The following is a 23,784-nucleotide window of genomic DNA, read 5'->3' as shown; positions in this document are numbered from 1 at the left end:
ACGCAATCCGGTTCACATAGGAACGACACCATGCACATCGCTATCCTCACCTTCGAAGGCTTCAACGAACTCGACTCCCTTATCGCGCTCGGCGTCCTCAATCGCATCAAGAAGCCAGGCTGGCGCGTGTCGATCGCCAGCCCGGCGGCGCGAGTGCGGTCGATGAACGGGGTGGTGCTCGAAGCGCAAGCATCCCTGCGCGAAGCAAGCGCTGCCGATGCGGTCATTGTCGGCAGCGGCATGCTGACGCGGGAAATTGTCGCTGACACGGAACTGATGGCGCAGCTGCAACTCGATCCGGCTAAGCAATTGCTGGGCGCGCAATGCTCCGGCACGCTGGTGCTGGCCAGGCTTGGGTTGCTGGATGGCGTTCCGGCCTGTACCGACCTGACGACCAAGCCCTGGGTCGAGGAAGCTGGCGTGGACGTGCTGAACCAGCCTTTCTTTGCCAGGGGTAACGTCGCCACCGCGGGCGGGTGCCTGGCGTCGCCTTACCTTGCCGCCTGGATCATCGCCCGCCTGGAGGGGACCGAGGCGGCGGAAAGCGCGCTTCACTATGTCGCCCCGGTGGGAGAGAAGGAAGATTATGTCGCGCGTGCGATGCGAAATATCATGCCGTACCTGAACGAGAAGCTGGCGGCCGCCTGAGTAAAAGACAAAGGGAAAACAAATGGGCGTTCCTGTATTCCCGGCAGCCTCTGGCAATTTTGGTTTTATGATCGTCAAGAGGGGCAGCGAGGCCGCGACCGCGGGTCTGCGGAGTCGATATTTGCTATGCTAGCGACTTTCCACTGGCCGGCGCCACTGTCTGGGCCGGCCCGGCGTCCCTATTTACGGAGCAGCACATATGGCCTCTTTGCAAGAGCAATTTTTGAAAGCCGGCCTGGTCGACAAGACTAAAGTCAAACTCGTCAACCAGGACAAGAACAAGCAGAAGAAGGCTGAGCGCCGGAGCGGCACGGTCAGCGTCGATGAAACGCGCCTGGCGGCGCTCGAAGCGCAGCGCAAGAATGCCGAGCGCGCCCGCGAACTTAATGCCCAGCGCGACGCGGCCGCCGCCCAAAAGGCGATCGCGGCGCAAATCGCCCAGATGGTGCAGAAAAACCGCCAAAGCGCGGGCGGCGGCGACATCGCCTACAACTTCACCCACGACAACAAGATCGAACGGCTGTACGTGTCGGCTGCGGTCCAGGCGCACTTGATAGCGGGGCGTCTGGTGATCGTCTGCCAGGGCGGCGCCAGGGATCTGGTGCCCAGGATCATCGCCGACAAGATCGCGGAGCGCGATGCCTCGCTGGTCGTGCGGGTGAACAAGGCCAGCACCGAGATCGATGCGGACGATCCGTATGCGGCTTTCCAGATCCCGGACGATTTGATGTGGTAGTCCGGCGCCTGCCCGGTTCAGGGCGGTATGCGTTCGTCTAACAAATAGTGCTGGCCCGACGGACCGACCTTGACGCTCCCTGTAACAAAAACGCCGGCCTGCATCGGTTCCGATAATGAGGAACGGCATGTCAAGCCGGCGCTCGCGAGCTGGTCAAACCGAGCGAGTCAGATTTCATGCAAACGAACAGACTGACGGCAAGTCCGGGTAATGGACAAAATTTGGCCGAACAGCAAAAAAAACTGACAAAAACTGTTAGCGCTAACATCAATTTTCGATTGTTACCTGTTGGCACAATATTTGCTGATTTCCAGGCAATCAGAACGTTGCCAAACAAGGTTGTGGCCAAGTCGTCAAGTCGGCGCCTCGGCGGGGCATAGTTCTCGCCTGTTATGGACCGGTTCAAGCGGGAGATGATCTGCTGTCGTCAGACACCTGAGCTTGACAGCTAGCATGCTCCCCGCGGACATGACAACGCCTGTTTGGAAAATATGCATATGTTCAGCGCGCGTTTGAATTTGTTAGGCAGGTTTGAATTTTTCAATGCTGAATCCGGCCAAAAAATAAAACTCGCATACACAAAGCTCGCCGTCCTGCTGGCATACCTTGCGCTGGAACCTAGAGCCCATACTCGTGAATCACTTGCTGATTTGTTGTGGCCAGAATCGAATGCGCATGATGCCAAGGCCAACTTGCGCCGCGCGTTGTTCAATTTGCAGCAAGCGTTCGCGCAGGCCAAGCTGGAAAAATCGCTGGTCTATGTGGATCGCAGCGTTATCCATCTTGCAAAAGAGCGCTTTCTGGTCGATGCGGACGAATTCGAGAACTGGGAAAAAATCGACTGCATCAAATTAACCGATCGTCGTCTGGGACTTTACCGAGGTCCGCTGCTGGATGGGGTTTTTCCCGCCGGCGAGAGGCTGGCCAATTGGCTGCAGCTTAGAAGAACACAATACGAGCAAAAAAATATTTCGCTGCTTGAGCATGCCATCGTTTTGCGTGCAAATGCAGGCGAATTCGACGAGATGGAACGGCGATGCCGACAGCTCATTTCGGTAGATTTTCTGAATGAATTGGCGCATTCCCACCTGATACGCATGTACATTGAGATAGGCAATCCGGTTGCAGCCCGAAAAATATACAGTTCGTACTGCAATATGACCCAGCTGCACCTTGGGGCTTCTCCCCCAAAAGAGCTCACTTCGCTGTTCGCTAAATCCGCCTATCAATTGCCGGCAGCAATTCAAGCAGCAAAGTCGAATCCCGCTTTAGAAAAACCTGCAAGCAGGCGGGAGTATCGATTGGTTTCCACGCTCTATGTTCAGCTGTTCCCGCTTGTTCAATGCGACCAGGAGACATGGCTTCGCATAAGTGCCGCGGTCATTGTGCGGCTGCGCGGGTTGCTGTCGAAATACGGCGGCACCTTTCGGCAACAATCGAATTCCGTTGTTATTGCCTATTTTGGTTTTCCGGTTGCAAACGAATTTATAACGGAATGGTCTTTGGCTGCGGGACTATCCATTCGCCAATTCATCGCGGAAGAGTTCTGTCATGTCGGCATCCGGAGCGCAGTGCATGCCGACGTCATGATGACGGGGCCAGGGTATACCTTGCCGGACATACTCGGGGAGTGCACCACGATTGCGCGTAATCTGGCAGAGTCTGCGCCGATGGGCGCGCTTCTTGTGTCAGAAGAGACGCGGCATGGAATTGCATCGCTGTTCGACATGAAGTCCGTCAATGACGCGCCCCATAAAGCGTTCGAGCTACATGCGCTGCGAGAATCCTATGGCGAGTCGTTCGCTTCCTTCCAGCCGAATTGTTCTGCTTTCGTAGGGCGCGTCGATGAACTTCACACGCTAGGCTGGGCGTGGACAAAGGCTACTGTTGACGGCGGAGCATGCGTACAAATAACCGGAGAAGCGGGGGTCGGCAAGTCCCGCTTGATACGGGAATTCCTTGGCGCAAAAAAAACGCAGTCCCACAATGCGTACTGCGTTCGTTTCCACATCGGAAATTTGCTGTCTCCGTTGCATCCTATCCTTGCGCTGCTCCGCTCGAAGGCGGATATCTTGGAAGACGCTGAATCCACCGAGAATATCGGCTTTTCATCAGGCAGTGCGCTTTCCGAAACCGCCTCCACAGATCACAACGCATTAACCTTGTTGGCCAGTCTCCTGAATCAGGATAAAGAAAATGCTCGCGGCTATTCAATCTTTGAGCGCGATAAGCTGTTTTCGATGATTGTCGGCAGCCTGAAAAAAAATCGCGAAGGTTCTCTCACCATACTTGTACTTGAAGATACTCAATGGGCAGATAGAATTTCGCTCGACTTTATCGCCTGGCTCAGAGAGAAAGGAAATTCTCTAGGATTATTTTTAATAATCACGGGAAGGAGGCATCTTAAAACACCAGGCTCCTTTCTGAATCCCGGCGTTTTGATGGATTTAAAGCCGCTCGATATGGCTGAGGCAAGCAATTTGGCGCTGCAGTTTCCTCAGTTTGTTGAAGCCTCTCCGGCATGGCGATGCCACCTGCTTAAAATGGCTGACGGCATCCCGTTATTTCTTGAAAGCTTGCTGCAAAATCCCAATCCTGACGCCCACTTCACCTGTCCAAAGCCATTGCACAACCTCTTGATGGAGAGGATCGACATGCTTGGAGAGGTGCGTCAGGTGCTGTGCCATGCTGCGTGCATAGGTTTCCAGTTTTGGCTGCATGTTTTGGCCGAAGTGGAATCGCTCAGTGCCGGCAAATGCCGGCAACTAATTAAGACGCTGATCGCTTCAGGCTTAATTGAGGAAAAGGCGGAACCGGGCCATTTTCAATTTCGTTACAGACTTGTACGAGAGGTGGCGCATAGCATGCTGACGTTTGAAGAACGACAACAGATACTTGCAAAGATTGCTCAGCCAAATCCGACTGCGAGCGTCCATCTGTAATAACCCTTCAGTCAGTCCTTCACCCCACGTGAAAAATCGATAACAGCCGCAAGAAATAACCGTGCTGTCATCGATGAAAAATAGAACCGCCATCAAATACTTCCTGCAGGACTCTCATTCAATTTTGATTCTCAGCTCACAGGGAGCCTCCGCGTTCGCCTGGCGCACCATACGTTATGTCATTAATTGTTAACTATTGTTAATGATGCCAAAACGCCATCTCAATTCACGATTTTTTCTCGGTTTATGGACGCTGTATGGATGATGAATAGGGACACTGAGGGTAACAACTAAAAGCAGCTGAGGAAAATTCCTGCTGACCAGTCCAGTGACAGCCTTAAAACATCATCAGTGCAATTCTCGCAACCAAATTGACGTATCGAAATCGAGATAACCGGGGAGGAACGTTCAATGTTTTTTTCTAATGACTGTTTCAAAATAGCGCATTTTTCCGACTTGAATTGCCGGCCTGGCGATAGGGTTTTCCCTCCGCCAAGCGACGGATGAATCAAGCTCGCATCGGTCGAAGCTGCTTATCTCATCCACGCTGAGATAAGCAGCCGGCACCTGTTTTTCAGATACAGATTACGCATGTTTTCCGGGTGTCCCGGCTGATTTTCAGCGGGGACGCACTGTGGCTGGCTGCCAGAAATAATTCGCGCCCAAGCATTTTTATCTTTTGCAAACCTGAGTTATGCAAAGCCATTGTGGTTGGTGGTGAAAGGCCGATAAGGCTGAGGATAAATGCGCGGCCTCGTGCTCAGGGGCCGTGCGCGCCTGCATTTCGAGCCTGTTTCCGTTTCCCCGTATTCCCTACGCAAAGGAGAAGTTATGAACAAGATTCACAGCAAAGTCTGGAGCCCCGCGCTGAACCAGTTTGTGGTCGCTTCGGAGATCGCCGCGTGCCGTCGCGGTGGTGGGCAAGGAGGAGTTCGCCGCCTATCGCCGCGAAGCCTGAGTTCCTCGGTATTCGCGGCGTTGCTGGCGTCCGGCTGGATCGGCTGGGTATCTCCGGTGCAGGCGCAGTCGGTGAATTGCACGCCAGCACCGTACAACTCATACAACAGCACTGCCTCTTGCGTGGGCTTCGGGGCCACTGCCAGCGGCGTCGGAGCGACGGCGCTGGGGGCCACTGCTGCTGCGGATACGGGCGGCGCGCTCGCGGTGGGGTACGCCTCTCACGGCGCGGCGTTGAATGCCATCGCCGTGGGCTTTCAGGCGTACGCGGCGGGCGTCAATTCCTTATACCTGGGCGCGCGCTCCGCGGTTGGGACAGGGGCCACCGGCGCATCGTCCATCGGCATCGGCACCGATGTGACTTCCAGCGGCGACGGCGCTCTCGCCATTGGCATCCAATCCGCTGCAGCGGGCACCAACGCCGTGGCGCTCGGCCACAGTGCAGTCTCGTCGGCGGTGGGCACGGTCGCCATCGGCTTTAACGCCAACGCTGCAGGTGTCGGCGGCTCAGCCATCGCCATCGGACAAGGCGCTCAGGCCACGGTTACGGGCGGCGGCGGTTCTCCCGTGGCTATCGGCGTGAACGCCAATGCCAGCGGCAGCCCCGGTACGGCCATGCCGGGCGGCGCTGCTTCCACGTTCGAAGCGACCGCCGTCGGCAATGGCGCTACGGCGACCGGGCAAGGCGGTGCGGCATTCGGAGTGGCCTCGTCGGCAACGGGCACCTGGGGTACGGCGTTGGGTACGGTAGCGACAGCTTCGGGTGCGCAGTCCACCGCGGTTGGTACGCTGGCGCAGGCCACAGGAAACTACTCCACCTCGCTGGGCGTCGGCGGCGCCACGGCGGCAGCAGCGGTGCGTGCTTCCGGCGTGGCTTCCGTAGCGATCGGCGGCGACGCCACCGCAGGCGCCAATGCAGCCGGTAACAATTCCATTGCGCTAGGCGGACAGTCGAGCGCTGCGCAAGCTAACGCTATCGCCATCGGTTTGCTATCGAACGCTGCTGCGGCGAACGCCACGGTGATCGGCAACGCATCGAAGGCGCAGGCTGCATCCACCGTCGCTTTTGGCGACAGCAATACCGTCGCGGCCGGGGCCGGCGCAGGCTCCATCGCCGGCGGCCACAACTCGCGGGTAAACGGCGGCACCGGCGCGGTTGCGCTGGGCGAGGGCCAGGTCGCCAACGGCAACGGCGCGGTGGCGATCGGCGATCCCAACAGCGCGATCGGGACCGGTGCGGTGACAGTCGGCGCCGATAACACCTCGAACGGACAAGGAGCGATTGCCGTCGGCAATTCCAACAGCGCAACTGGACAGGGCTCTATCGCCCTGGGCAACGCATCGACCGCTGCGGCCGCCGGCGGTATTGCACTCGGAGATACCGCCGATGCGGCGCTGGGTAACGGCGTGGCGATCGGCGCCAATTCAAAAGCCAGCAATGCTAATGATGTGGCGCTAGGAGCGGGTTCGACTACAGCGGCGCCGCATACCGGCACTACCGCGCAATATGGCGGAACGGCTGCCGGCGTGGAAGCAGCGGCTTCGGCCAATGGCGTGGTGTCGGTTGGCGCGGCGGGCGCCGAGCGCCAAATCCAGAACGTTGCCGCAGGGGTGATTTCAGCGGCCAGCACCGATGCCATCAACGGCTCGCAGCTGAATACGGTTATCACCGGCATCAATAACCTGGGTACGACGACAGCGAGCACGCTGGGCGGCGGCGCTGCCTATAATTCAGCGACCGGCAATGTTGCTGGCTTCAGCCAGCCGATCAACAGTGTCAGCGCTACCGGCGCCGTGACCGGGCCGACGGCGCAGACCACGGTTGCGGGGGCGTTGACGGCACTGAATGCCAACGTCGACAACACGGCCAATATCGCGGTCAAGTACGATGCGGCGGGAGGCAGCAAGATTACCTTGGGCGCCACCGGCGGCGCCGGTGCAGGCGCGCCGGTGACGATCACCAACCTGGCGCCGGCGGCCTTGAATGCAACCAGCACCGATGCGGTGAATGGTTCGCAGCTGTTCGGCACCAACCAGAATGTGGCGAATATCACCAACGGCAAGGCGGGTCCTTTTGTATCGGACAACAGCGTGACCGCAGTGCAGCCGGTGTCGAGCGGCGCCAATGCCAGCGCCGGCGGTTTCGGTGCAACGGCAACGGGTGCGGCGTCGACAGTGCTGGGCAACCAGTCCACCGACAACGGCAACGCCAATGCGACGGTACTGGGCCAGGGCGCCAGCATCGCGGCTGGCACGGCCGGCAGCAATGTGGCGCTGGGCCAGGGCAGCACGGTGGCGGCGGCTGCGGTGCCGACCGCTGGTGCAACGATTGGCGGCACGGCCTATACCTTTGCCGGCGCTGCGCCGACCGGCGTGGTGAGTGTCGGCAGCGCAGGATCGGCACGTCAGGTAACCAATGTGGCGGCGGGCCAGCTGAGCGGGACCAGCACCGATGCGGTGAACGGTTCGCAGCTGTTTGCCACCAATACAGCCATCAACAACATCAACAATGGCGGCGGCATCAAGTATTTCCACGCCAACTCGGTCCTGGCGGATAGTTCGCCGACGGGCACCGATGCGATTGCTGTCGGGCCTGCCGCCAATGCTTTCGGCAATGATTCGATTGCGCAAGGTCTGAATGCGGTGGCAGGCGTCAGCGGCACACCGGCGACCGCCAACGACATCGCGCTAGGCAATGGCGCGCAAGCGACAGGCGGCAATTCGATTGCGCAAGGGACCGGAGCGATCGCCAATTCCGCCGGCGCCATCGCCATCGGCCAGACGGCCACTGCAACCGGCGGCAAGGCGGTATCGATTGGTGTCGGTAACACGGCCAGCGGCAATGGCGCGGTAGCCATCGGCGATCCAAACTCAGCCACCGGCACCGGCGCCGTGGCGCTGGGCGCCAACAATACTTCCAACGGCCAGGGTGCGATAGCGCTCGGCAATGCCAACACGGCGACCGGCCAGGGCTCGGTGGCGCTGGGCAACGCCAGCACTGCGGCAGCGGCGGGTGGGGTAGCGCTGGGCGATACTGCCGTAGCCAACAACACTAACGATGTCGCTTTGGGTTCGCATTCAAGCACAGCGGCGCCGCACACCGGCACGACAGCCCAATTTGGCGGTACCGCCGCAGGCGTGGAAGCGGGGGCTTCGACCAACGGCGTTGTTTCGGTGGGGGCTGCGGGTACTGAGCGTCAGATCCAGAATGTGGCCGCCGGCGTGATTTCGGCCACCAGCACCGATGCGATCAATGGTTCGCAGCTGAACTCGGTCGTCACGGGCGTCAACAACCTGGGCGCCACGACGGCGAGCACGCTAGGCGGCGGCGCGGCCTATGACCCTGCCACAGGCAACATCACTGGTTTCAGCCAGCCGATCAACAGCGTCAGCGCGACCGGCGCCGTGACTGGTCCGACGGCGCAGACGACGGTTGCCGGGGCATTGACGGCGCTGAATACGAATATCGACAACACGGCCAATATCGCGGTCAAGTACGATGCGGCAGGCGGCAGCAAGATCACCCTGGGCGCCACCGGCGGCGCCGGTGCGGGCGCGCCGGTGACGATCACCAACCTGGCGCCGGCGGCCCTGAACGCGACCAGCACCGATGCCGTCAATGGTTCGCAGCTGTATGCGGTTACCAGCGGCAAGGTGGGTCCTTTTGTCTCGGACAATAGCGTGACGGCGGTGCAGCCGGTGTCGAGCGGCGCCAATGCCAGTGCCGGCGGCTTCGGCGCGACGGCAACGGGCGCGGCATCGACAGTGCTGGGCAACCAGTCCACCGACAACGGCAATGCCAATGCGACGGTACTGGGCCAGGGGGCCAGCATCGCGGCTGGCACGGCCGGCAGCAATGTGGCGCTGGGCCAGGGCAGCACGGTGGCAGCGGCTGCGGTGCCGACCGCTGGTGCGACGATTGGCGGCACGGCCTATACCTTTGCCGGCGGCGCGCCGACCGGCGTTGTGAGCGTCGGCAGCGCCGGCTCTCCACGTCAGGTGACCAATGTGGCGGCGGGCCAGCTGAGCGGGACCAGCACCGATGCGGTGAACGGTTCGCAATTGTTTGCAACCAACCAGCAGGTGACCGCCAATACCACGGCGATCACCAATATCAACAATGGCGGCGGCATCAAGTATTTCCATGCTGACTCGACGCTGGCCGATAGCGCCGCCACCGGTACCGACAGCGTGGCAGTGGGGCCAACCGCGAATGCCACTGCCGCCGATGCAATGGCGTTGGGTCACGGTGCAACAGCCGCCAACGCCGGCGCGGTAGCCTTGGGGACTGGCAGTACGACAGCTGCAGCAGTAGCCACCACCGGTGCTACCATCAACGGCACCACCTACGCTTTTGCCGGCACTGCGCCGGCCAGTACGGTGAGCGTTGGCAGTGCCGGCAACGAGCGGACGATCACCAATGTGGCAGCCGGACAGTTGAGCACCACCAGCACCGATGCGGTCAACGGCAGCCAGCTGAACGCAACCAACCTGGCGATTGCCGCGGGTAAAACACACTACTACAGCGTCAACGACGGCGGCACCCAAGGCGGCAACTACAATAACAACGGCGCCACCGGGGTGGATGCCCTGGCGGCTGGCGTCGGATCCTCGGCCGCGGCGGCGAACGATGTCGCTATCGGCAATTTGGCTGCAGCGTCGGGCGGATCGTCGATTGCCGTCGGCAATGGCGCGCAGGCATCGGGCGCCAACAGCATCAGCATAGGCGCCGGCAATGTCGTCAGCGGCGCCAGCAGCGTAGCGATCGGAGATCCGACCACCATTACCGGCACAGGCAGTTTTTCGGTGGGCAATAACAACAGCATTGCCTCGAACAATACCTTTGTGTTGGGTAGCAATGTGACGGTAGCTGCAGGGCTGAACGGTTCTGTGGTGCTGGGCAACAGCAGTGCGGCAGCGGCTGCCAATCCTACCGCCAGCAGCATCGTTAATGGCACGACCTATGGCGGCTTTGCCGGGGCCACACCGGCTTCCACCGTATCGGTGGGGGCAGTTGGAACGGAGCGTCAAATCACCAACGTGGCGGCGGGGCGGATCACGGCAACTTCAACCGATGCCATCAATGGTTCCCAGCTTTACTCGGTGGCAAACGGCCTGGGCACAGCAATCAATAACTTGACAACCATCGTCAACGCGGACCAGTTTCCGATTGCTTCCAGCGAAGGGAAGACGTTTACCGGTTCTGTCGGCGCGGCAGGAAGCAACTCGCTGGGCATGGGCACCAACGCAATAGCAACCGGCCAAAACTCGACCGCAGCAGGTCAAGGAACCGTGGCCAGCCAGGCTAACACGACTGCGCTCGGCCAAGGCGCGCAGGCGACGGCAGCCAACAGCACGGCGCTAGGTCAAGGGGCGGTAGCCAGTACCGGCAATAGCGTGGCGATCGGCAGCGCCTCGGCGACAACAGCAGCAGTGGCAACCGCCGGCACCACCATCCGCGGAACCGCATATGCCTTCGCCGGCAGTGCGCCGGCGGGCACGGTAAGCGTCGGTTCTGCAGGAAATGAGCGGCAGATCCAGAATGTCGCCGCCGGTCAGCTGACTTCGGCCAGCACCGATGCCGTGAATGGCAGCCAGCTATTTGCCACCAACAGCGCTATCAGCAACCTGACTACTGTAGTGGCCGCTGCGCAGCCAAAATATTACAGCGTCAATTCGAGCGGCGGCGGCAACGTCAACAATGACGGTGCAACCGGAGCCGATGCCATTGCCCTGGGCAAGAACACTGTCGCCTCTGGCGCAAATTCGGTCGCCATCGGCGCCGGCACCAGCGTGACTGCCAGCAACGGCGTAGCCATCGGCGCCGCTTCGACAGCGGATCGTGCCGGATTGAATGGTGCAAAGGAATCCTTCTCCAATACGGCGGTGTCGTCGGCGCAAGGCGCGGTTTCGGTCGGCAGCGCCGGCAACGAACGTCAGATCACCAATGTTGCGGGTGGAACGCAGGCGACGGATGCCGTCAATGTGCGCCAATTGCAGGCCGTACAGTCGGGAGGAGTGCATTACGACACCAACACTGACGGTTCAAGCAACTACAGCAGCGTCACGATGGGCAACGGCGCGGGCAGCCCGGTGGCGATACATAACGTCGAAGCCGGTACTGCCGCTACAGACGCAGTCAATGTTTCCCAGCTCAACGGCGCGGTACAGCAGGCTAATCAATACGCAAACGGCTTGGCGATGCAGTTGCAGAACAATATCAACGACGTTGCCAAGAAGGCCTATGCGGGCACTGCGGCAGCCATGTCGATGGAAAGCGCCCCGTATGTGGCAGGCAAGATCACCTATGCCGCGGGATATGGGTATTACCAAAACCAGAATGCGATTGGCGTGTCGCTGCGCCGCACCGCGGAGAACGGTCGCTGGAGTCTCAGCGGCGGCGTCTCCGGGACGACCGCAGGCGGCGTGGCTGCGCGGGTTGCCGTGTCTGGAATTATCAATTGAAGGCAAGACAGTCACGGACGGCTGTTTCTGTAAGCCTCTGTGACTGTCGGAGCGCAGTGCAAATCTTCCGATTTACATTTTTTCAGGACAAATTTATGCGACATTCTTCCAGCATCCTCTGTCGGGCTTTATGCATAAGCATGCTTTATTGCACGAGTCTCTGCGCAACCGCGGCCACAACCGCAACCGCAGCCGACGCCAGCGAAGTGAATTTTCCGGCACTCGACAGCTCCTACCTGAAGACTGGGGATTTTGTCGGCCCAGACCACGTAAAGCGGATAACGCCGGGCTTGAGCAAAGACCAGGTTCGCCTGGAGCTCGGTAATCCGCATTTCAGCGAGGGAATCTTCAATGTGCGTGAGTGGGACTACGTATTCAATTTCTATACGGGTAAGGACAGCGAGTACGTTACCTGTCAATTCAAGGTGAAGTTCGATGAGAATAACCGCGCTACGTCCACCCATTGGAAAAATCCTGAATGCGAAGGGTATATCAATCCGCCTCAAGTCAAAGACGCGCCCATGGTGCAGGCGCCAGAAAAACCCTCGAAGCGCCGCATAGAATTCGGCGCAGACGGACTGTTTGCATTTGGCGAATCGGACCTCAGCAACCTGGATCCTGCAGGACGAGGCAAACTCGACGATCTGGCAGACCGTCTCAAGCAGGACGCAATCAGGTTGTCGTCTGTCGTTGTGACAGGGTACACAGACCGGATTGGTTCTGAAGAGGCAAATCTCGCATTGTCGCAAGCGAGGGCCGATACGATTCGCAACTATTTATTGCAAAAGGGTTTGGATGCTCATCTGGTTCGGGCATATGGCGCCGGCAAAGCCAGGCCCGTCGTCCAATGTCCAGGACAGAAATTGACGCCGCAGCTGGTGCGATGCCTGCAGCCCAATCGGCGCATCGAGATTGAGATCGTCGGGGAACAATGAGGATCGCCGGCACAATCTGAATCCTGGCGATCCATTGCCAGGAAAGGACTTGAACCTGACAAATATTTTTGGATTTTCTGCGAAACAGGTTAGGCTGAAACAACCGAGGCGAAACCATGGCGGCTCAGGGGCTTGGCGCGAAGCTGCGCCAGATCAGGAATCCATCTACTCTTGCGACGAGGGGCGATTTTTCTTGCAGCAGGCGGCTGCGATTTGCTTGCCTGTTTGCAGGGCGCTGGCAAAATCCGCGTCAGACATTTGCGCGCCGGCATTGCGCCTGAGCTGTTCTTCCGACAAGGCGCTATTTCTCGCATCTGCCTCGGCTACCTTGTAGGCGAGGGACAGCTTTGCATCGCGCGACAGCAGTTCTCCTGCGCTATACACTTGCGCCAGCAGTGCCAGGGCAAATGGCTCTCCTTGTCCGGCGGCAGATTTCAGTTCCGTGACGGCTTCGGTTTTCCACTGTTGTACGACGGGGTCGTCCGCGCTTTTCGCCAGGTCGGTGTCACGGCCATACGGCCCTTCCATGAAGTAATCGATTTGCGCCTCTACTTTTCCCGCGCGCGCGGCCAAGGCCAGGAAGGAGAGGCGTTCCTGCAGTTGCGCCGAATTGACGCCGGCGCATAATGCCAGCAATTTTTTTCGCTGATCCAGAAATTGCTCGAGCTCGGCGGCGCTATCGTATGGGGGGGCGGGTTCGTCGTTATTGGCGCATACCGCTGCCGCCTGGTAGACATTGTAGGCCGCGTCTTTGTCGCCGGCCCGTGCCAGGCTATTCCATTTTGAAATGTACTCTTGCGCCGTAAGCCCGCCCAGGTCGACCTGGCGGCCGTTGCGCGCATACACAGCGGCAGGCGGAAGGGCCGGGGCGGCGAGGGCATTTTCCTGGTTTGCCGTTCCCGGCGCAAACGGCGATATCAATTCGCCGCTGCGGGGAGATGGGCTGGAAACGGAGTCCTGGCTTGCGGTTTTTACGCTCAGTTTTTCCCCGGAACCCTCTGTCATCGACAGATACATTCCAAGGCATGCGCCGGCTACTGCGAGCAGCAGCGAATAACGGATGGTCGGGCTCACGACATCGGGAAAACGTAGGGAGGCGGTTCGCTATAGGTCCGATGCCGGCGCAGAGTAACCGGCATCAGGTGTCAAACATCAGGCATCAAACAAGCGGCGCTTAATTCCACAAATAGCAATAAGCTTCGCTGGCTTCCAGGTTGTCGCCTTCGCTGCCGTCGTCCAGCAGTTTCTTGACGAATCCGTTTGGATGGGCCTGGTCCGGCGTGACGTTGCAGTTGTCGTGGACCCAGTGGATGCCGTAGCCGCTGCTATACAGCTGGCCGCACATTTCCACCTGGTCGCCTATCTTGAACGCCGCCAGCGACTTCGGTATCGAAGTCGAATTTTTTTGGTAATCCGCGGCGTAGACGTTGTCCATGGCGACGTCATAAGTCATGCCGTCCTGGTCTGCTTTTACGCGGATATGCGTATGCGAGAGCTTGACGCCCTGGAGCGCCTTGCCGTCGGCAAATGTCGGTTTGGCATTGACAGTGCCGGAGATATAGCTGCCTGCGGCGGCGTCGCAATCCGATTGGCCATCGGCCATGGCGTACATTGCCTGAGTCAGCAGGCAAAGGGAAACCAGGAATTTTTTCATTGATCTTTTCTCCTTCATGTTTCTATAAGGTCCAGCGGTTAATAAAACAGGGGATGACTGTTGCTTTCACCGTGGCGCGGCACAGATTTTCTCCGGGCAGCGCCGTCGACTTGCAAACCAGAATGTCGCCCTGGCAGCTTGCAAAAAATAACAGTTATTTATTACACAATGATGACTTGCGGAAACATTTTCCCATTGTTTTGAAGCGCCAACCCGTGTCGCCTGTAGATGCATGTGAGGTAAAGAAGGTAGTTTCTGCTAGCTCGGTCCCTGCGGGCTGCTCGACCAGTCAGCGTCCGGTATGCAGAAGCTTGGCGCTATCTCCCATGGAGTCCCTGACTTTTTGCGCGTCGGCATTCCCTGCCGCGACTGCCTCAGCAAGCAGCGCAACTGCTCGTTGCAATTGCGGATCCTGGGCGACGTCGGCCTCATTCAAGATCTGGCGGCCGGAGCGTTGCTCTTGGCGTTGGAGCTGCATGCTCAACTCAACGCGCGCTTGCGAGTTGCCTCGCCTGGTCAGTTCTTCAAGCTGGCTGACCATGCCGGCTTCCGCCGAGGCAGAATTGCTGCAATCGGCCGGCGCTTCGGTCCCATTGCGGCGTGGCGTATTGCATGGCTCTAGTGCATGAAGAGTTTTGCCGATGGCGGCGGCGGCGCTGGTGTTGGCTGCTTGCTTGGCCGGCGGAGCCGAGGCGCGGCTCCCACTGCTGCAGTGCGCCGGGGTTTGCCCAAACGGACTTGCCAATGTATTGGCGGCGCAATCAGGGGAACCCGATGCGGACGGGATCGCCTGCGGCGTTGAATAAGCGGCGCCAACGGCGGGGAGCACTGCTTCGCGACTGTTGTCCGCGCGTTGGATCACGACTATATACACGACGGCCAGAGCGGTGACGAACAGGATCAAGGCTTTGAGGGACAGGGCTTTGGCAAGCATGATTTCCTTTCTTGTACTTTGACGCTACCCGACTCCTGATGGCAGGAGCGCTGCGCGGCGCCAAGCGCGTTCATGCGTCTCGCTGAGGGAGCCGGGGCGCGTTTTTCGATGCCGCGAGAGCTATCCGGAGGCGACCCTGCCGCGATGCGGCGCGACTTTCACGGTGGGTTGCCTGCAGCATTACCAGCTCACCTTGTCAGACAAGGTAACGGTTCCGGAGGCTGGCGTATTCAGCGCACGGTTACCGTTATTTGGCAGGTTCTCCCACGTGACCGAACCATCGCTATTCTTGCGATAGTACTTGTAGGCGATTCCGGAACTTGCAGGCAGGTTGACCTTGTTTGTCCAGGCCGGGTAGCTGGCCGGATCCACGGGCGTGCCCAGATCGGTGTTCCATGATCCCAGTTCGGGCACGCTGCCGGTCACGTATACCCACTGCCCGGGGAATGTATTGGCCGTCACGTTCACAGCCGCCTGTACCTGACCGGCTGAGGGGGCAATTGCGCAGTTGTTGTAACGTGCGCAAACAGGTTGAGGAATATCGATGACACTGCTGGCATTGATCGATGCCAGCAGGTTGATGTACTCGCCCATGGCCCAACTCAGAGGTGCAATTGATTTGGTCGGGCTTCCCGGCACATACGGAGCGGGTGTCGTCGCTTGCCAGCCGCCATCGATGCCGGGCGTGACCGACGCCGTGTTATTCCAGACCTGTTCCGAGACGAAGCCTTCAGGCGTGGAAAATGCCTTCACTGCGCTCAAGAAAGTGCTGCCGCTGCTGCCGAGGCCGCTTTTTGCAATCTCGTACATCCCGCGTTCAGCGGTAAAGATCGGCCACAGTCGCCCTCTTCCAGAGGAGCCATTGTAGTTGGCGCCGTCGTTTTGTTCCCCATAGCCGTCGAAGTTATAGCGGAACCATGCATCGCCTTTCCCGCTCACGGTTTGCTTGATGGCGCCGTCATACACCGGGATGGTCGAGACGATGGTGCTGTCGTTCGGACTCTTGATCCCCATGCGCACCAGTTCGAGAAAGCCGCCGTCGATTATCTTGCGTTGATCGTGCGAGCCGCCGCCATTTCCTATCGTATATATCGATGCGGCATCCGGGCCGCTGGCTGGATTGTAGATCTGCGGGCCGCTGCCTGTGCCGCTCTTCCCGGTCGGATTGATCCGGATGTAGTACTTGCCGTTGCCGAGCGGGCCCGTATTGGTAAAGGTCCATCCCGCGACATTCTGCTGCCAATAGTCAGCGGTGCGCAGATATGTTGCTGCGCTGGTGCTGTCGTTATTCGCGATGGCTATCTTGGCCGCCGCCACCAGCCCGGCAATTTCCGCGGCGATGGTCGATGGCGAATAACCAGAGGTTTCTTCCCAGCGTTCCTGTTGCGTCCAAGGACCGTTGGCAACGATATAGTCGGCCGCCAACTTGATCTTCGGCCAGATCGGATTGTAGACAGCCGGACCAAGGCGATAAGCAAGCAGGATGGGCATTGCCTGCTCATCCATCTGGGTTCCGTTCCAGTATGGCGTGCCATTGATTTGCGAATTCTGAGGAAAACGCCCGCTCGCCTGCTGCTGTACATTGAACAGGAAGCCGACGGCGGACGATGCCGACGCCGTATCGCCCGCCGTAATGAGCGAATTGGCGAACTTGAAAAGATCGCGCGCCCATACGAGGTGATAACCACCCGTATTGACGGTGTCGTCCGCGGTCTCTCCCCACGGCGTGCCCATGCCGGCAATCATCGCGCCATTCGATTTGTCTTGTATCGACTTGAGCGACATCGCAGCAAGATAGTATTGATCGTCCGCTGTGCCGCCCTGTGTGCTCAGGGTGTTGTTATAAGCATGCCATTCGTTATCGTAGGTCGTCCCCAGCGTGGAGATGTTGTCCGCCAGCGTTGCGTTGGCCGTGTTCATCGCCTCTGTTTCGGTAGCGCCAAAACCGACGGCGACGTCGAACGAGATGCTGGTTGCAGTGCTGCCGCCAAAGTTGATCCAGCCCATCTGCGCCACATTGCCATTCGATGCCGTGTCGTAGGTGTAATCCATGGTCTTGTCGGACGCACCGCCAAGCAAGTCGGTCCAGCCGTCGTTGACGCCGACAAAGCCGACCGAGGCCATGGTGGTGCCGGCGACATTCTGCCAGGGCAGGGATACGCCGATTGCAGAAGCGCGCGACGATTTCGAGGCGACAAGCAAGGTGCGCCCGCCCGATACAAGGGTTTTTGCGGTATCGCCCGAACCCGCGTCATTCATCGAGGGATTGTGGAGGAGGTAGAGATTGAAATTGCTGACGTTCTTGCCGTTGAGCGCAGTGAATGTCGTGCGCTGGATCAAGGTATTGCGAGTCGGGTCGACAAAAATGGTTTTGCTCAGTTGCCAGTTGTGGCCGCTATTGGCCGTGCTTGCAGTCCAGGTCATGGACCGTTTGTCCGCTCGCGTCGCGGTATAGGCCGCTTGCACTTTTTCTTCGTCGACAAAGGTTTTTGCCGTGTCGCCGACCAGGAACTGCAGATCGACGTTATTCGGATTATCCAGGGTCGGGTAGAAGACCTCCGTGATAATGCTGCGGTACCCGGTAAAGTAGACCCGCGATGTATTGCTGGCCGAGGTGCCGAGCAAGGACTTCTGCGCGGGCGCCCAGCTGGACCCAAGGCCCGGACCGCCCGGTGCGGCGCCGCTGGCAAATGCCTGCGGCACGGTCAGGAAAGCCGCCATCAGAGAGGCAGCGACGACGGTCAATGTAATACGTCGATTCATGTTTGTCTCCTGCAATATTGCTTTTCTAGTTAAAAAGGACCCGCCTCATTACCTCCGGCAGTCAGCTGACTCAGGCTGCCGTTCCGGCCAAAGCGGCTTTGAATATCATTTTTATGCAAAAAAATTCACAAGAAACTGTGAGCAATACGGGTGCGGCGGTGATGCGCGCTTGACGGACTGGACCTTGCGTTGCCAAACGCATGTTGTTACGAACTGCACCTGGATGACGCTGCCAAATTCTGTTCTGATCAGAAACAATTCGAACGCGCGCAGCAGGATGCAGTAAAGCAATAAAGTAGTAAAACTACATATTGCGATAGGGAATGATAGTATTTTTCTTTCCTATTGATGTCAACGAGATATTTTGCTGCCGATTCTTGCCCCCCATTTGACAGGGGAATATGTCAAATGACCAACTTGCTTAAGCCAAGTTAGTCTGCGAGATGTTGTGTGAAGAAGGGCGTAGCGAGCGGCGGTTGGGGCTTCTGCCCCGTGCCATGCGCTGTGCGGCCAGGATTTGTATCTGGCGAGCCGGTAGCTAATTGATTCTTTTCAACTGTCCTACAAACCACCTTCCTGCAGGGCCGGGCGGCATATCCTTACGGTATATGGCATGCATGGAAAAGGCTGAGCCAATCGAAGGATGGGCCTCCAATTCAATCGTCACGAGTGTGCCGCGCGCGATGTCTTCTTCGATCATGTGTCGCGGCATGATGCCCCAGCCCAGGCCCGCACGTAAAAAGGCATGCTTGGCGCCCAAGTCGGCAAGTCGCCATACCAGCGGCGACATGACACCAAAATTACGACCCTCCGTGAGATTGGAGCGATCCGTCAACACCAGTTGCACATGAGCGGCGGCTGTGGCGCGGGGAATCATGCCGCCCAGGCTTGCGAGCGCATGCGCGGGAGACGCCACTGCAATTGCAGGAACACTCAATAGATACTCGGATTCGCAATTGCTTGGCACTTCCGGCAAAGAGCCGATGATGCCGATACGGCTGCGGCCATCCAGAACCGGTTGGACTACTGCTCCAAGCGCCTCCACATACAGCCTCAGCGGCGTGATGGGAAAGGCGGCATGAAAGGCGCGTACCGCTTCAGTGAGCGCTGCGATGGGGTACATCACATCCACAGCTACGGATAATTCAGGTTCAAGACCTTCCGCCAGCGTACGTGCCCTCGCCTTGAATCCATCCATGCTGTCAGCTGCAGCACGGGCATCCGCCAGCAGTACCTTTCCGGCCTCCGTCAATTGCGGATAACGGCCGGTTCTTTCAAATAGCGGGAATCCGATTTGCTGCTCAAGATTTGCCAGCGTCTGGCTGACAACCGATTGCGCGCGCCGCAGTTTGCGTCCCGCCGCGGAGAAGCTTCCTTCGTCTGCTGCGGCAATAAACGTGCGCAGCTGGTCCATGGACATTGCATCTAACATGTATCGCTCCAGACGATTGATTCCATCGAAATATATAGGCTTCCGCGATATCAGTCTAGTGCCTACCATGCAGTCATTGGTTCAGGACATCTCAAATATCCATGACCAACGCGTTACAGGCAAAAGGCGGCACATTGTTGAGAATTAAAACTAATGTCTCTATGGAAACATTTCACTCATCAAGGAGTACTAATCATGTACACAATTGTTACCGACAATACTGCTCTGACTGAGCAAGCAACGTCGCAAACACGTCAAATCGTTTATCGCACAAAAGGGAAGCGTCAGGAATGGTTTACGCGCCTTGCGAGCCCGTCAGGCATCGGTGAAAAAATCAAGCCTTTTGTTTTCTTAGACGACTTTGATATTCGTCCCACCGGCAAGCCCCTCGCGGGCATGCACCCGCATTCCGGCATCGCAACCGTCACTGTCGTCATTTCCGGCAATATGGATTACCAGGATACGACGGGTAAAAGCGGCACCCTCTCGCCCGGCAGCGTCGAATGGATGAACGCCGGCGGCGGAGTCTGGCATGCCGGCGGTGCTGCCGAAGGCGAGCGCGTGCGAGGCTTTCAACTGTGGATTGCATTGCCGCCGGAGGACGAAAACGGCGTCGCACACAGCCAGTATCTGGCGCCCGAACAGGTACAAACCCATGGTCCAGCCCGCGTCATTCTCGGTCGCTACGGGAAAGCGACGAGCGCCATCGCAACTCGTGCATCCATCAATTATCTGCATGTCGTACTGAAAAACGGACAGCGCTGGCGCTATCAGCCGCCTACCGGGCACACGGTCGGCTGGGTCGCTCCCTATGCAGGCAAGCTGCATGCGGCAGGCATGGAGTTACAGAACGAACTCGCCGTATTCGAAGAATCGACAGCCGCCCTGGATTTTTTCGCAGAAGGTGATACCGAATTTGTTTTGGGTTCCGCCGTCAAGCATCCCCACGATCTGGTGCTGGGTTATTACTCGGTTCACACGGATGGTTATGCGCTGGAACGCGGCGAAACCGAGATCGAACGCATCAGAGAGCAACTGGAAGCAAATCGCAGTTTGTAGTTTCAAGAAGTTATCCCGCAACTTGACAGCACGGCAGCAGGCGCCAGAGCAATTTTCAGTAATTTATTTTTTCATCAATTTTCTATTTCATCAGGAGCTGACATGCAAAACGCAACTAACACCTCACCCTCTTTTCCCTTCATTGGCCGACTCATGATGGCGGCGATTTTCCTCGTCAGCGGCGCCGGCAAGATTGCCGCTCCCGCCATGACGATAGGTTACATCGGCGCCATGGGGTTGCCGTTCCCGACCTTGGGATTCGCAGTTGCCGTAGCAGTCGAAATCGGTGGCGGCCTGTTGCTGGCGTTCGGTTTTCAGACGCGAATCACAGCCTTGATGCTGGCCGTATTTTCTGTGGTCACCGGCCTGGTGTTCCATCACGCAATCGGCGACCAGAATCAGTTGTTCAATCTGCTCAAGAACATTGCAATGGCAGGCGGCCTGCTTCAATTCATGACTTTCGGCCCGGGTGCATTCAGTCTTGACGCCCGCAAGGCGTCGAAAATCACGCCGCGCACAGTCTGAACCGGCACGCAATAGTCATCCACGCAATGCAAGAGCTCGCGCGTCTTTGCGGGCTACGTTTATCGGTCATAACTACGACAACGAATGAAAGGAATCATCATGTCGAACAACGCACAAGCTAACAAAGAAGGTATCCAGCATATCGGCATCATCGGCGCCGGCGCTATCGGTCAGGCGATGGCAAAGCAGGTCGTCCGCGCCGGTCTGAAAGTCACGCTCAGCAACAGTCGCGGCCCTGAATCGCTCGCTGATGTGGTTGCCCTGCTAGGCCCTAATGCCCGCGCAGGCAGTGTTCGTGATGCGGCTGCGGCCGATATTGTGGTGTTGAGCGTGAACTGGGCGCAACTACCGTCGGCGCTGGCCGATTTGCCATCCTGGGAAGGCCGCATCGTTATCGACGCGACCAATCCGGTGGTTCAACCCGGATTTCAACTGGCCGAACTCGGCGGGCGTAATTCCAGCGAGGTAGTAAGCGATATGTTGCCCGGAGCCAGACTAGTGAAATCATTCAATACCTTGCTTGCCGCAGTGTTGGCCAGCGATCCGAAGCAAGCTGGCGGCAAGCGCATCGTATTTTTATCGGGCGATGATGCCGCAGCCAAATCCATGGTCGAACAGCTGATAGACCGATTGGGATTTGCCAGCATTGATTTAGGTACCTTGGCGGTAGGCGGCAAGCTGCAACAGTTTCCGGGCGGCCCATTACCTGCAGTGAACCTGATCAAACTTTCAAACTAACGTTACGATCAAAACAACTATGCCGGTTGGCGCACAGAAAATCCGCAGGACCAAGTATTCTGTGGATTGCGCGCATCACACCGGCTGATCGGCTTTCCGGGCACTATGTCCTTGCCAGGGTGGTGGAACAGTGCGGGGTAGCATAGTGAGTTTCCCTTGCTTGGGGCGTTCATGCATAGGGGGCTTTGCACGGCCAGAAACCTCCAGCGCTGACGGGCGGTGAAATTGCATGAGGGCCAATTCATATCCAGTCGCGTTTCCCGGAATTTTCCTTTCCTGCCGTGCGGATTTACATCCATTTTGTTTCTTGTATTGGCTTGCGCAACGATAAAAAATCGTATTTTCATGCACTTATCAATTTATGTGCAAATGGCATGGCGTTTGCTTATGAACAAAGAGCGGGGCCACGAAAACCTCGTCCAATAAATTTAAAGGGGGAGACAAATGGATATTCAGCGACGTAATTTCCTGCAGAAAACCGGCAAGTACGCAGCCCTTGCGGGAGTTGGCGCAATAGCGCCAGGGGCTTTTGCGCGAACGACCGCCAGCACTGCCATGGGACACATTTCAATGACGGAAATGTCTCGCCGGCTCGCTGCCGGCTCCTTGAGCAGCCGCCAATTGGTTGAAGAAGCACTTGCCGCCATCAGCGATCCCAATGGAGAAGGCTCACGCGCCTTCATGACCGTCTACGCCGAAAAGGCTCGTGCAGCTGCGAGCGAGATCGATGCGCAGCGTCGTCGTGGCATTGTCGCCTCCCCGATTGCCGGCATACCTGTTTCAATCAAAGATCTGCTCGACGAGGCCGGACAAACTACCCTGGGAGGTTCCACGGTTCTGGTCGGCCAGCCCCCCGCGCTGGTCGATTCGACCGTAGTGGCCAGATTGCGTAAGGCCGGCGCAGTCATCATCGGGCGCACCAATACCGTCGAGTTCGCCTACACGGGGCTGGGCATCAATCCGCACTACGGTACTCCGAAGAATGCTTATGACCGTGCTACCGGCCGTATTCCCGGCGGCTCGACATCGGGCGGCGGCATATCGGTGGCTGACGGCATGGCTGCCGGCGCTATTGGAACGGATACCGGCGGGTCGCTGCGCATTCCTGCCGCGCTCAACGGCTTGGTTGGATTCAAGCCGACGCAAAGTCGTGTACCGCGCGAAGGCGTCATGCCGCTATCGACTACCTTGGATTCGGTAGGTCCGATCGCCTGGAGTGTTGCCGACTGCGCATTGCTCGATGCCGTGCTCACGGCTGAGGCTGTGCGGGCACCCCACGCGCCGGCATTGCGCGGACTGCGATTCGCTGTGCCAAAGACTTACTTTCAGAATGATTTGTCCGAACCTGTCGCGCGCGCATTCGAGTCTGCCTTGTCACGGTTGTCAGCGGCGGGAGCGACCATTGTCGAGTTACCGATGATCGAATTTGCGCAGGCGCCGAACATCAATCCACGCGGCATGATCACGGCGTCGGAGGCTTACGCCTGGCATCGCAAATATATTAAAGACGGCGCAGACAAATACGATCCACGCGTCCTTGCTCGCATCAAAACCGGCGAAACCATCAGCGCGCCAGACTATGTTCAACTTCTGGCGCTTCGGCGCGAATTCATCCGCTCGATAAATCAAGCCGCGGCTGGCTATGACGCGATGCTGATGCCGACAACACCTGATATCGCGCCACCCATCGCTGACGTGATCAAGGACGATGAGAGCTACTATCGCATCAACGGACGCATGCTGCGCAATCCATCGGTGGTCAACCTGTTCGACGGCTGCGCGCTCTCGATACCCTGCCACCAGGCGGGTGACGCGCCGGTCGGGCTCATGATTGCAGGTATCCAAAATGCCGACCACCATATTCTCTCGGTGGGGCGCTCGGTGGAGGCGATTGTTTCGCCGCCTCGTAGCTGACGATGATTGCCCGACAAGACCGTTTGGCCGAGGCGGGAATTCATTGTCATGATGTCGGGTCTTCCATCGCAAGTCGTGCTAA

14 protein-coding genes are annotated in these 23,784 nt (G+C 58.3%); 9 read left to right on the top strand and 5 right to left on the bottom strand.

The features are described 5' to 3' along the window. Positions 1–30: 30 nt before the first annotated feature. The 5 genes from KHU30_RS13140 to KHU30_RS13120 all read left to right on the top strand — a co-directional run bounded on the left by KHU30_RS13140 (position 31) and on the right by KHU30_RS13120 (position 12,683). On the top strand, positions 31–648 hold the full coding sequence (locus KHU30_RS13140) for a DJ-1/PfpI family protein (RefSeq protein WP_211443050.1): 618 nt from the start codon (positions 31–33) through the stop codon (positions 646–648). Positions 649–847: 199 nt separating this feature from the next. Continuing rightward, the gene (locus tag KHU30_RS13135; RefSeq protein ID WP_211443049.1) at positions 848–1,384 is read left to right on the top strand and encodes a DUF2058 domain-containing protein; all 537 of its coding nucleotides are present in this window, start codon (positions 848–850) and stop codon (positions 1,382–1,384) included. 497 nt (positions 1,385–1,881) lie between these two features. Continuing rightward, positions 1,882–4,326 carry an AAA family ATPase gene (locus KHU30_RS13130; RefSeq protein ID WP_211443048.1) on the top strand — a complete coding sequence of 815 codons (2,445 nt, stop codon included), beginning with the start codon at positions 1,882–1,884 and terminating at the stop codon, positions 4,324–4,326. An 831-nt stretch (positions 4,327–5,157) separates the two neighbouring features. Continuing rightward, positions 5,158–11,748, top strand: a complete 6,591-nt coding sequence (locus KHU30_RS13125) for an ESPR-type extended signal peptide-containing protein (protein WP_211443047.1) — start codon at positions 5,158–5,160, stop codon at positions 11,746–11,748. 95 nt (positions 11,749–11,843) lie between these two features. Next, positions 11,844–12,683 carry an OmpA family protein gene (locus KHU30_RS13120; protein ID WP_211443046.1) on the top strand — a complete coding sequence of 280 codons (840 nt, stop codon included), beginning with the start codon at positions 11,844–11,846 and terminating at the stop codon, positions 12,681–12,683. Between the two features lie 165 nt (positions 12,684–12,848). On the opposite strand, the gene KHU30_RS13115 is transcribed toward KHU30_RS13120, so the two are convergent. The 5 genes from KHU30_RS13115 to KHU30_RS13095 all read right to left on the bottom strand — a co-directional run bounded on the left by KHU30_RS13115 (position 12,849) and on the right by KHU30_RS13095 (position 19,466). After that, positions 12,849–13,757: a hypothetical protein gene (locus KHU30_RS13115; RefSeq protein WP_211443045.1), complete on the bottom strand. Its 909-nt coding sequence runs from the start codon at positions 13,755–13,757 to the stop codon at positions 12,849–12,851. Between the two features lie 100 nt (positions 13,758–13,857). After that, a complete protein-coding gene (locus KHU30_RS13110) occupies positions 13,858–14,337 on the bottom strand; it encodes a hypothetical protein (RefSeq protein WP_230411285.1) in 480 nt (159 codons plus the stop codon). Positions 14,338–14,626: 289 nt separating this feature from the next. Then, positions 14,627–15,271: a hypothetical protein gene (locus tag KHU30_RS13105; RefSeq protein ID WP_211443043.1), complete on the bottom strand. Its 645-nt coding sequence runs from the start codon at positions 15,269–15,271 to the stop codon at positions 14,627–14,629. 180 nt (positions 15,272–15,451) lie between these two features. Continuing rightward, positions 15,452–18,034, bottom strand: coding sequence for a glycoside hydrolase family 15 protein (locus KHU30_RS13100; protein WP_211443042.1), 2,583 nt, complete (start codon positions 18,032–18,034; stop codon positions 15,452–15,454). A 538-nt stretch (positions 18,035–18,572) separates the two neighbouring features. Continuing rightward, a complete protein-coding gene (locus tag KHU30_RS13095) occupies positions 18,573–19,466 on the bottom strand; it encodes a LysR family transcriptional regulator (RefSeq protein WP_211443041.1) in 894 nt (297 codons plus the stop codon). A gap of 195 nt (positions 19,467–19,661) precedes the next feature. On the opposite strand from KHU30_RS13095, the gene KHU30_RS13090 reads away from it, so the two are divergent. From KHU30_RS13090 to KHU30_RS13075, 4 genes are all read left to right on the top strand, one after another. Continuing rightward, on the top strand, positions 19,662–20,525 hold the full coding sequence (locus KHU30_RS13090) for a pirin family protein (protein ID WP_211443040.1): 864 nt from the start codon (positions 19,662–19,664) through the stop codon (positions 20,523–20,525). Positions 20,526–20,627: 102 nt separating this feature from the next. Beyond that, positions 20,628–21,050: a DoxX family protein gene (locus KHU30_RS13085; RefSeq protein ID WP_211443039.1), complete on the top strand. Its 423-nt coding sequence runs from the start codon at positions 20,628–20,630 to the stop codon at positions 21,048–21,050. Between the two features lie 99 nt (positions 21,051–21,149). Continuing rightward, positions 21,150–21,788, top strand: a complete 639-nt coding sequence (locus tag KHU30_RS13080; RefSeq protein ID WP_211443038.1) for an NADPH-dependent F420 reductase — start codon at positions 21,150–21,152, stop codon at positions 21,786–21,788. Positions 21,789–22,343: 555 nt separating this feature from the next. Then, on the top strand, positions 22,344–23,702 hold the full coding sequence (locus KHU30_RS13075; protein WP_230427382.1) for an amidase: 1,359 nt from the start codon (positions 22,344–22,346) through the stop codon (positions 23,700–23,702). The last annotated feature ends 82 nt before the right edge of the window (positions 23,703–23,784 follow it).

It is taken from the genome of Collimonas humicola (assembly GCF_018304945.1).
GTDB classification, from domain to species: domain Bacteria; phylum Pseudomonadota; class Gammaproteobacteria; order Burkholderiales; family Burkholderiaceae_D; genus Collimonas; species Collimonas humicola.
This window is presented reverse-complemented; position numbering and strand designations above follow the sequence as displayed.

What these genes read in the sequence shown, in the direction of transcription:
- KHU30_RS13140 (WP_211443050.1), top strand. Translation starts at nt 31, where the DNA reads ATGCACATCGCTATCCTCACCTTCGAAGGCTTCAACGAACTCGACTCC.
- KHU30_RS13135 (WP_211443049.1), top strand. Translation starts at nt 848, where the DNA reads ATGGCCTCTTTGCAAGAGCAATTTTTGAAAGCCGGCCTGGTCGACAAG.
- KHU30_RS13130 (WP_211443048.1), top strand. Translation starts at nt 1,882, where the DNA reads ATGTTCAGCGCGCGTTTGAATTTGTTAGGCAGGTTTGAATTTTTCAAT.
- KHU30_RS13125 (WP_211443047.1), top strand. Translation starts at nt 5,158, where the DNA reads ATGAACAAGATTCACAGCAAAGTCTGGAGCCCCGCGCTGAACCAGTTT.
- KHU30_RS13120 (WP_211443046.1), top strand. Translation starts at nt 11,844, where the DNA reads ATGCGACATTCTTCCAGCATCCTCTGTCGGGCTTTATGCATAAGCATG.
- KHU30_RS13110 (WP_230411285.1), bottom strand. Translation starts at nt 14,337, where the DNA reads ATGAAAAAATTCCTGGTTTCCCTTTGCCTGCTGACTCAGGCAATGTAC.
- KHU30_RS13105 (WP_211443043.1), bottom strand. Translation starts at nt 15,271, where the DNA reads ATGCTTGCCAAAGCCCTGTCCCTCAAAGCCTTGATCCTGTTCGTCACC.
- KHU30_RS13100 (WP_211443042.1), bottom strand. Translation starts at nt 18,034, where the DNA reads ATGAATCGACGTATTACATTGACCGTCGTCGCTGCCTCTCTGATGGCG.
- KHU30_RS13095 (WP_211443041.1), bottom strand. Translation starts at nt 19,466, where the DNA reads ATGTTAGATGCAATGTCCATGGACCAGCTGCGCACGTTTATTGCCGCA.
- KHU30_RS13090 (WP_211443040.1), top strand. Translation starts at nt 19,662, where the DNA reads ATGTACACAATTGTTACCGACAATACTGCTCTGACTGAGCAAGCAACG.
- KHU30_RS13085 (WP_211443039.1), top strand. Translation starts at nt 20,628, where the DNA reads ATGCAAAACGCAACTAACACCTCACCCTCTTTTCCCTTCATTGGCCGA.
- KHU30_RS13080 (WP_211443038.1), top strand. Translation starts at nt 21,150, where the DNA reads ATGTCGAACAACGCACAAGCTAACAAAGAAGGTATCCAGCATATCGGC.
- KHU30_RS13075 (WP_230427382.1), top strand. Translation starts at nt 22,344, where the DNA reads ATGGGACACATTTCAATGACGGAAATGTCTCGCCGGCTCGCTGCCGGC.